This is a genomic window from Streptomyces sp. UNOB3_S3, from assembly GCF_020740895.1.
Taxonomy (GTDB): Bacteria; Actinomycetota; Actinomycetes; order Streptomycetales; family Streptomycetaceae; genus Streptomyces.
In genome coordinates this window covers 1-9053 of record NZ_JAILXP010000295.1, presented here as the reverse complement: position 1 = coordinate 9053, position 9053 = coordinate 1, and the positions used below count along the sequence as shown (strand labels likewise).

The window sequence follows — 9053 nt, the reverse complement described above, 5'->3', positions numbered from 1 at the left end:
CCCCGGCACCGTCGGCTGGCCCCTGCCCGGCGGCGGCGTCCGCATCGCCGCCGACGGCGAGATCCTGCTGCGCGGCGCCCACGTCTTCGCCGGCTACTGGGACGCGGAGAAGGCGGAGGCGGTCCCGGCGGCCGGGGCGGACGAATGGTTCGCCACCGGCGACCTGGGCGCGCTGGACCCCGAGGGCTACCTCACGATCACCGGCCGGAAGAAGGAGCTCATCGTCACGTCCGGCGGCAAGAATGTCGCCCCGGCCCCCCTGGAGGACCGCGTCCGCGCCCACCCCCTGGTCGACCAGTGCATCGTCATCGGCGACGACCGCCCCTACGTCACGGCGCTGCTCACCCTCGACCGCGACGGCCTCGACCACTGGGCCCGCATGCGGGGCCTGGACGACGTGCCGGTGCACGAGCTCGTCCACGACGAGGCGCTGCGGGCGGAGCTGGGGGAGGCGGTGGAGGAGGCGAACGCGTATGTGTCACGGGCGGAGTCGATCCGGCGGTTCGCGGCGCTGCCGGTGGAGTTCTCGGTGGACTCCGGGCACCTGACGCCGTCGCTCAAGCTCAGGAGGGAAGTGATCGCACGGGACTTCGAGGAGGAGATCGCGAGCTTGTACGACCGCTGAGGGTGCCCCCGACCCCGGCGGGCCGGGGCCGGGGGCACACCCCTAGCAGTTGCCCCGCGCCGGCCGTCCCGCGAACCGGTCCGCCAGCCAGTTCGCGGCGGGGATCGACTCCGCGATCACACCCGTCACATGCTCGGCCAACGGCAGCGACTTCCACCGTACGTTCGCGCCCCGGGCGCACCAGTCCGCCCGCAAGCCCCGCCCCACCTCATAGGGGATCAGCTCGTCGATCACCCCGTGGTAGAGGTACACGGGGTGATCGGGCGCGTGGGTGCCCAGCGCCGAGGCCCGCAGCACCCGCTGCCAGTCCGCCTCGTGCAGCGGATTCCTGACCGTCACGTCCCCGATCCGTTTGAAGAGCCCCGCCGCGACGTCGATCACCACGCAGTGCTTCTTCAGGAAGTCGACGTACGAACGCCCCTGGTCGTTGAGGTACCCGTCGAGTCCCAGCTCGGGGAAGGCCGCGTTCTGGCCGACCGCGGCCATCAGGATGAGGCCGGCCCCGACGTTTCCGTTGTTGAAGTCGGCGGTCTTCAGCAGATCGGCGGGCACGCCGCCCGTCGCCGTGCCCCGCACATCGAGTTCGGGCGCGTACGAGTCGTGGAGCTCCGCCGCCCAACCGCTCGCCTGGCCGCCCTGGGAGTAGCCCATGATGCCGACGGGCGTGTCCGGGCCCAGTCCCGCCTGCGGCAGCCGCAGCGCGGCGCGCGCGGCGTCGAGGACGGCGTGGCCCTCGGCGCGCCCGACGGTGTAGGTGTGGTCGCCGGGGGTGCCCAGGCCCTCGTAGTCGGTGACGGCGACGGCCCAGCCGCGGGCGGTGAGCAGCTGGATGAGGTTGGCCTCCAGGGTCGTGCCGCGGGGGAAGCCCGCCGAGGGGGCGCACTGGTCGGCGATCCCCACGGTGCCCACGGCGTATGTGATCAGCGGGCGGGGCCCGGTGCGGCCGTCCTGCGGGACGATCACGGTGCCGGAGACGACGTTGGGGGTGCCCTTGGCCGTGGTGGAGCGGTAAGTGACGTGCCACGCCCGGGTGTTCGTGGGCTGGCCCGGGAGCGGGTGGAAGGAGGTCGGGGCGGCGCTGACGATGTCGCCCGGGGACCCCGTGTCCGTACCGCCGGCGGCCGAGGCGCCGCCCGGCAGGCCGAACGTGAGGGCCAGCGCGGCGACCGCCGCGAGGGCCGTTCTGCGCAGGTGCATGCGGCTCTCCCCACTGTCGTGATCAACTGTCGTGACTGGACGTCGTGACCGGATGTCGTCGACCAACCGTCCTGAGACGACTGACGGTTGGTGACCGTAGTGACCCGCCGGTAAGGCGGGGCTGACCGGAACGCTCAGCTTTCCTGGCCGCGCCGGTACGCCCCCGGCGTCGTCCCCGTCCAGCGGCGGAACGCCCGGTGGAAGGCGGCGTCCTCCGAGAACCCCAGCCGGGCCGCCAGCTCGACGATCGGCTCCCGGCCGCCCGCCAGCCCGGCCAGCGCCGCCTCCCGCCGCACCTGGTCCTTCAGCCGCCGGTACGAGGTGCCCTCCTCCCGCAGCCTGCGCCGCAGTGTCGCCGGGCTGACCGCCAGCCGGGCGGCCAGCCGGTCGAGCTCCGGCAGCCGGGCCGGACGGCCTCGCGCCGGGCGGCCCTCGCGCAGGGCGCGCACGAACGTCCGCCGCACCTGCTCGGCCACGGTCGTGCCGTACTCGTGGCGGCCGATGAGCGCGCCGGGCGCCCGGCGCAGCAGCTCCTCCAGCGCCGCCTCGTCCCGTACCGGCGGTGCCGTCAGCCACCCGGCGTCGAACCGGGCGCCCGCCCGGAACGTCCGGCCCGGCCCGAACCCCACCGGGCAGTCGAACAGCGGCCCGTACTCGACCGCGTGGGGCGGCGGCGGGCAGTCGAAGCGCACCCGGCGCAGGGGGATCCACCGCCCGACCAGCCAGCTCGCCAGCCGGTGCCAGATCACCAGCACGCATTCGGCCAGGAACCGTCCCTCGGCGTGGTCGCGGAGATCGTTGCGGACGGCGAACTCCGCTTCCTCCCCGCCCCGTTCGAGCGCGAGGTCCGGGCCGCCGGGGAAGAGCCCGTAGAACCGCACGGCCCGTTCCAGCGCCGTGCCCAGGTCCCGGCAGCCGATGCTGGCGTAGCACATCATGGCGAAGGTCCCCGGTCTGCTGGGCGTCGTGCCCAGCCCCATGAACTCGTCGCCCGTGGCCCGCTGCACCGCGCGGACCAGCAGCGCGAACTGCTCGGCGGTCACCCGCGCCCGGTCGTCGCCCAGCAGCAGCGGCGGGATCCCGGCCCGCTGGAGCAGCGGCACGCTGTCGAGACCCAGCCGCCGCGCCCCGCCGAGCGCGGCCCGCACCTGGTGCACGGTGATCGTCCGGCTGCTCATGCACCGCACGGTAACCCCGTTGAACGCCCGGGTCAGCGGGGCCGAGGATTCCGGCCATCCCGGCGGGGGCGGGTGGGGTGGACGATGCCGATTGGGTACATCGGTACGCAGGCTTCTGTTCGCACGTTCCTCACTCGTATGCCTGTCCGGGAGGTCCCATGCCGCAGCAACGTCCCGACACTTTCGCCGAGTTCACCGAATGGGCGGCGGAGCGGTACGGGGGACTGCCCGCGTTGCGCTTCCGCCACGGCGACGGCTGGGCGGAGACTGGCTATGACCGGCTGCGCGAGACCGTGCGCACCCTCGGCCGGGGCCTGATCGGGCTCGGGGTGCGCCCGGACGACCGGGTGGCGATCCTGGCGGAGACCCGCCCGGAGTGGACCCACGCCCAGTTCGCCGCGCTGGCCGCCGGCGCGGTCGTCGTGCCCGTCTACCCCACGGCCGGGCGGGAGGAGCTGGCCTGGGTGCTGGGCGACTCCGGCGCCTCCGTCGTCATCTGCGAGAACGCCGCCCAGGCGGCCCGTGTGACGGCCGTCCGCGACGGACTGCCCGGGCTGCGGCACCTGGTGCTGCTGGACGGCGACCCCGCCGCCCTCCCCGCCGGCACCCACCTCCTCACCGCGCTGCCCACCGCCGCGCCCCTGGCCGAGCTCCTCGCCCGCGCCGCCGCGCGCAAGGGCGACGACCTGTGCACCATCGTCTACACCTCCGGCACCACCGGCCTCCCCAAGGGCTGCCGCCTCACCCACGCCAATCTCGTCTCCAACCAGGACGCCACCGTCGACCTCACCGGCGGCGGCCCCGGCGACACCACCTACCTCTATCTGCCGCTCGCCCACATCCTCGGCCAGCTCATCCAGCTGACCTCGCTCCGCCGGGGCGGCGCGCTCTGCTACTTCGGCGGCCGGGTCGAGAACGTCGTCGCCGAGCTCGCCGAGGTCCGGCCCACCCACCTGCCCTCCGTGCCCCGGCTGTTCGAGAAGGTGCACGCCGGCGCCGTCTCCCTCGCCGAGGCACGCGGCCCCGGGGGCCGGGACCGCCTGGAGACGGCCGTCCGCGTGGGCCTGGAGGTGGCCGGGCTCCGCGAGCGGGGCGAGGAGCCGGACGGGGCGCTGCGCGCCGCCTGGGAGGCGGCCGAGAAGAGCGTCTTCGCCCCCCTGCGCGCGGTCTTCGGCGGCCGGCTGCGCTGGGCTCTGACGGGGGCCGCGCCCATCGCGCCGCAGACGCTGGACTTCCTGCGCGCCTGTGGCATCGCCGTCTACGAGGGCTACGGCATGACCGAGGCCTCCGGGGTGATCACCGTCAACCACCCGGGGGCCGTGCGCCCCGGCACGGTCGGGCGGGCCATTCCCGGCTGCGAGCTGCGGATCGCGGAGGACGGCGAGGTCCTGGCCCGGGGCCCCGGCGTCTTCGCCGGCTACCACGGCAATCCGGCCGCCACCGCCGGGGCCCTCGGCGCGGACGGCTGGCTGCGCACCGGCGACATCGGCTCCCTCGACGCGGAGGGCTACCTCCGGATCACCGGCCGCAAGAAGGACCTGATCATCACGTCCAGCGGCAAGAACCTGACCCCCTCGCTGTGGGAGTTCGCCGTCCAGCAGTCCCGCTGGATCTCCCGCGCGGTGATGATCGGCGACCGCCGGCCGTACCCGGTGGCGCTGCTCACCCTCGACACAGCGGAGATCACGGCGTGGGCCGCTGCCGAGGGGGTGGTTTTCGATGCCGGAGGGCCCGCCCGGCATCCGGCGGTGCGGCGGCTGTGCGAGGAGGCGGTGGCGGCGGCCAACGAGCGGATGGCGCGGCCCGCCCGGATACGGGCGTTCACCGTCCTGGACGGGGACTTCGGCGTGGAGAACGGCACCCTGACGCCGACCTTGAAACTCCGCCGGACGGCGGTCACGGAGCGCTATGCCGGGGAAATCGAGGCCTTGTACGAAGGTGGGTACGAAGACGGGTGTGAAGGTGGGTGCGAAAGTGAAATAAGTGGCACGAGTGAGTGAACGCTTTGTTGCCGGAAGCCGCTTCGAAGTGGCCGTATAAAAACTTTGTGAACGCCTGAAAAGGCAGGAGCCCCGCCCTCCGCCGAAGCGGAAGGCAGGGCTCCTTGGGTGATCCCCGGAGAACCGGGGATCGGGAAATCACGCCGGGGTGACGTTCTCCGCCTGCGGGCCCTTCGGACCCTGGGTGACGTCGAAGGTGACCTGCTGGTTCTCCTCGAGGGAGCGGAAGCCAGCGGCGTTGATCGCGGAGTAGTGGACAAAGACGTCGGGGCCCCCGCCGTCCTGGGCGATGAAGCCAAAGCCCTTTTCAGCGTTGAACCACTTCACGGTTCCGGTAGCCATAAGCCCTCCTTGGGCCAAAGGGTTGCCCTGCTCCAGAACCTGCGAGAAGTCTGAAAACTACAAAAGCCTGCGGGGTCACATGCTCCGCAGGCTCTGTACTGCAAGGGAAACCAAACTGCAACTTGCGGCGAGCCTAGCACGCGACGTTGTTCCGGGGAAGGAGTTGAAGATCACGCCCAGGGAGGGTTTTCCGGCCCTTCCCGGCGGAAAAGATCGCCTGTCAGGCACCTGTAGCGGCACCCCGGCCCGGCGGTCCCGGGGAGCCGGGGCTAGCCTCCGGATGTGGACAATTCAGCCTCAGATGTAGCGACCACCGTCGTCGCGCCGGAGCGGCCGCGCAGCCGTCCGCGCGTCGGCCACATCCAGTTCCTCAACTGCCTGCCCCTCTACTGGGGCCTCGCCCGCACGGGCACGCTGCTGGACCTGGACCTGACCAAGGACACCCCCGACAAGCTCAGCGAGCAGCTGATCGCCGGGGAGCTGGACATCGCGCCGGTCACGCTCGTCGAGTTCCTGAGAAACGCCGACCAGCTGGTCGCGCTGCCCGACATCGCGGTGGGCTGCGACGGCCCGGTCATGTCCTGCGTCATCGTCTCCCAGCTGCCGCTGGACCGGCTGGACGGGGCCCGGGTCGCCCTCGGCTCCACCTCGCGCACCTCCGTCCGGCTCGCCCAGCTGCTGCTCGCCGAGCGCTACGGCGTGTCGCCGGAGTACTACACCTGCCCGCCGGACCTCGGCGCGATGATGCAGGAGGCGGACGCGGCCGTCCTGATCGGCGACGCCGCCCTGCGGGCCTCGCTCCACGACGCGCCGAAGCTGGGGCTGGAGGTCCACGACCTGGGGTCGATGTGGAAGGAGTGGACGGGCCTGCCGTTCGTCTTCGCCGTCTGGGCCGCCCGCAAGGACTACCTGGCCCGGGAGCCGGAGCTCACCGCCCAGGTGCACCAGGCCTTCCTGGCCTCCCGCGACCTCTCCCTGGAGGAGGTCGGCAAGGTCGCCGAGCAGGCCGCCCGCTGGGAGTCCTTCGACGCCGCGCTGCTGGAGCGCTACTTCACCACGCTGGACTTCCGCTTCGGCCCGGCCCAGCTGGCCGGCGTGTCGGAGTTCGCCCGCCGCACCGGCCCGACGACCGGCTTCCCCGCCGACGTCCGGGTGGAACTGCTGAAGCCCTGACCCCTCCGGAGAGGGATCAGGGCTTCACGACTCCTGCCGCCGGGTCCCGTGGAACCACCGGGGCCCGGCGACGGGCAGGACTCAGGACGGGCAGGGCTCAGGAGGAGGGCGTCGGCCCCTCCATCTGCTCACTGATCCACTGGATGCTGCTGTTCCCCATGCCCTTCACATAGGTCTTGGCGTCGTGCTTGCCGCCTTGGATGACCTCTAGGTGGGTGTGGATGGGGCCCTTGTTGCCGTAGGTGGCGATGTACTTGTCGACGCCCTGCCGTGTGATCGCGGCTTCCAGCGTTCCGTACTGGAACGCGATGTAGACGTCGTTCTTGGACTTGGTGTCGATCAGCCGCTGGGAGAGCACCTCGGGGTTGTTCTCGCGCTTCTCGGCGTCGTAGCCCTTCCACAGCGGGGAGTCCGGGACGATGTCCGGGCCGGAGGCGATGACGGCCTTGAACTTGTCCGGGTGCTTCATGACGGCCTTGAAGCCGGCGAAGCCACCGGAGGAGGAGCCCATGAACGCCCAGCCGTCACGCGACTTCAGCGTGCGGAAGTTCTGCTTCATGAGGTCCGGGACGTCCTCGGTGAGCCAGGTGCCCATCTTGGCCTGGCCGGGGATGTCACTGCCGTCGTAGTAGTTCTTGTCGTTCGGGTTGAGGATGGGCATGGCCAGCAGGAACGGCTTGCTCTTGCCCTCGTCCGCCCACTTGGCGATGGAGGACTCCAGGCCGAGGTCGGTGCCCATCCAGTAGTTGTTCGGGTAGCCGGGGCCACCGGGCAGCGCGATCAGGACCGGGAAGCCGCTCTTGGCGTACTTGGGGTCCTTGTACTGCTTGGGCGCCCAGACCCAGACCTTGCCCGTGAAGCCGGACTTCTTGCCCGTGATGGTCACGACGCCGATCTCGGTGCCGTCGCTGAGCGAGTTCGCGTTCTTGAACTGCGCCTGCGGGCCCGTCGGCATCAGCGTCTTGGAGTCACCGGAGTCGCCGCTGGTGCCACCGGCCTGGCCGCCGTTCTTGTCGGCGCCCTGGCCGAAGCTGACCGGGTCGCCCTTCTTGGAGAACGGGCCGATCTCCAGGTACTTCAGCACACCACCTGTGATCAGACCGACTATGGCTATGGACGCCACGATGATCGTCCAGAACTTGGCGCGCCCCGCGCGCTGCCGGCCCTGCGACTGGTACGAACCGTCGTACTGGTCGTCGTGCTGACCGCCGTACTGGTCGCCGTACTGGTCGTCCCGGCCGTCATGGCCGTTCGGGGGGCCGTAGCCGCCGGCCGGCGGGTAGGTGCCCGGGCCGCCCTGCTGACGGTAGCCGCCACCCTGCTGCGGGTAGCCACCACCCTGCGGGCCGTAGCCACCACCCTGCGGGTAGCCGCCGCCCTGTTGCTGGTATCCCCCGTTGGGCCGGTAGCCCCCGTTGGGTGAGTGCGCCATCGCGTCGCTCCGGATGATGCTGCTGCCCCGAAGGACATGACGGTTTGTTCCGTCCTAGTTGATGGGCAAACCAGGGTCCGGGGTTCCTCGGACGCCTCGTGAATTGAGTCATAGGCTGAAAATCGGGGCCGCCGGGCCCGCTCAAGGGGGAGGCAAACGTCCCGATGCAACGGCTGTCCGAGGAAGACCCGCAGGTCATAGGCGCGTACCGGTTGCTGGGACGGATCGGGGCGGGCGGTATGGGCCGGGTGTACCTGGGCCGTAGCGCCGGCGGCCGCACCGTCGCCGTCAAGGCCGTGCACCCGCATTTCGCCCTGGACACACAATTCCGGGCGCGTTTCCGGCGAGAAGTGGAATCCGCCCGGAAAGTCGGTGGCGCGTGGACCGCGCCCGTGCTCGACGCCGATCCGGACGCCGCCGTTCCGTGGGTGGCCACCGGCTATGTCGCCGGACCCTCGCTGACCGAGGCCGTCGCCGCGGTGGGCCCGCTGCCGGAACCGGCGGTCCGGGCGATCGGGGCGGGCCTGGCGGAGGCGCTGGCGGCCGTGCACGGGCTGGGCCTGGTCCACCGGGACGTCAAGCCCTCCAACGTGCTGCTCGCCCTCGACGGCCCCCGCCTCATCGACTTCGGCATCGCCCGCGCCACGGACGGCACCGCGTCCCTGACCGCGACCGGCGTCTCCATCGGCTCGCCCGGCTATATGGCCCCCGAGCAGATCGTGGGCAAGGACGTCACGGGCGCGGCGGACGTCTTCTCCCTGGGCGCGGTCCTCACCTACGCCGCGACGGGCGAGCCGCCCTTCACCGGCGACAGCTCGGCCGCCCTCCTCTACAAGGTCGTCCACGAGGAGCCGGTGCTGGGCCCGGCCCTGACGGGCGGGCTGCGGGAACTGGTGACGGCCTGCCTCGCCAAGGACCCGGCGGCCCGGCCACGGCCCGGGGAACTGGCCCGCCGCCTCGCCGGCCCGCCCGGCGCCTCCGCCCTCGTCCAGCCGGGCTGGCTCCCGGGCCCACTGGTGGAGAGGGTGAGCAGGCAGGCGGTGGAGCTGCTGGACCTGGAGGCGGATGGTGCCGCCCCCGGAGGAAACGCCCCCTCCCCCCACGCC

The 9053-nt window shown here is 72.0% G+C and carries 7 protein-coding genes and 1 pseudogene; 4 read left to right on the top strand and 4 right to left on the bottom strand.

Annotation, left to right across the window (positions count from 1 at the left end):
* Positions 1 to 625, top strand: a pseudogene (locus K6I33_RS26270) (AMP-binding protein); the annotation flags it as partial.
* A 42-nt stretch (positions 626 to 667) separates the two neighbouring features.
* On the opposite strand, the gene K6I33_RS26265 reads toward K6I33_RS26270, so the two are convergent.
* A complete protein-coding gene (locus K6I33_RS26265) occupies positions 668 to 1822 on the bottom strand; it encodes a lipase family protein (protein ID WP_229357010.1) in 1155 nt (384 codons plus the stop codon).
* A gap of 134 nt (positions 1823 to 1956) precedes the next feature.
* Entirely contained in the window at positions 1957 to 3000 is a 1044-nt protein-coding gene (locus K6I33_RS26260; protein WP_229357009.1) for an AraC family transcriptional regulator, read from the bottom strand.
* 158 nt (positions 3001 to 3158) lie between these two features.
* Here K6I33_RS26260 and K6I33_RS26255 point away from each other — a divergent pair, with 158 nt between their 5' ends.
* Entirely contained in the window at positions 3159 to 5000 is a 1842-nt protein-coding gene (locus K6I33_RS26255; protein ID WP_229357008.1) for a long-chain fatty acid--CoA ligase, read from the top strand.
* A gap of 138 nt (positions 5001 to 5138) precedes the next feature.
* On the opposite strand, the gene K6I33_RS26250 is transcribed toward K6I33_RS26255, so the two are convergent.
* Positions 5139 to 5342, bottom strand: a complete 204-nt coding sequence (locus K6I33_RS26250; RefSeq protein ID WP_030067036.1) for a cold-shock protein — start codon at positions 5340 to 5342, stop codon at positions 5139 to 5141.
* Positions 5343 to 5624: 282 nt separating this feature from the next.
* Between K6I33_RS26250 and K6I33_RS26245 the strand changes: the two genes are divergently transcribed.
* On the top strand, positions 5625 to 6515 hold the full coding sequence (locus K6I33_RS26245) for a menaquinone biosynthetic enzyme MqnA/MqnD family protein (protein ID WP_229357007.1): 891 nt from the start codon (positions 5625 to 5627) through the stop codon (positions 6513 to 6515).
* Positions 6516 to 6612: 97 nt separating this feature from the next.
* Here the strand turns inward: K6I33_RS26245 and K6I33_RS26240 are convergent, their stop codons facing one another.
* Complete coding sequence (locus K6I33_RS26240) at positions 6613 to 7947, bottom strand: alpha/beta hydrolase-fold protein (RefSeq protein ID WP_308297312.1); 1335 nt, start codon at positions 7945 to 7947, stop codon at positions 6613 to 6615.
* Positions 7948 to 8111: 164 nt separating this feature from the next.
* Between K6I33_RS26240 and K6I33_RS26235 the strand changes: the two genes are divergently transcribed.
* The coding region (locus tag K6I33_RS26235) for a serine/threonine-protein kinase (protein ID WP_229357006.1) at positions 8112 to 9053 on the top strand (942 nt) is incomplete at its 3' end.

Bases quoted from the DNA above. Each gene is read 5' to 3' on its own strand.
- K6I33_RS26240 (WP_308297312.1), bottom strand. From the start codon at position 7,947: ATGGCGCACTCACCCAACGGGGGCTACCGGCCCAACGGGGGATACCAG.
- K6I33_RS26260 (WP_229357009.1), bottom strand. From the start codon at position 3,000: ATGAGCAGCCGGACGATCACCGTGCACCAGGTGCGGGCCGCGCTCGGC.
- K6I33_RS26265 (WP_229357010.1), bottom strand. From the start codon at position 1,822: ATGCACCTGCGCAGAACGGCCCTCGCGGCGGTCGCCGCGCTGGCCCTC.
- K6I33_RS26255 (WP_229357008.1), top strand. From the start codon at position 3,159: ATGCCGCAGCAACGTCCCGACACTTTCGCCGAGTTCACCGAATGGGCG.
- K6I33_RS26250 (WP_030067036.1), bottom strand. From the start codon at position 5,342: ATGGCTACCGGAACCGTGAAGTGGTTCAACGCTGAAAAGGGCTTTGGC.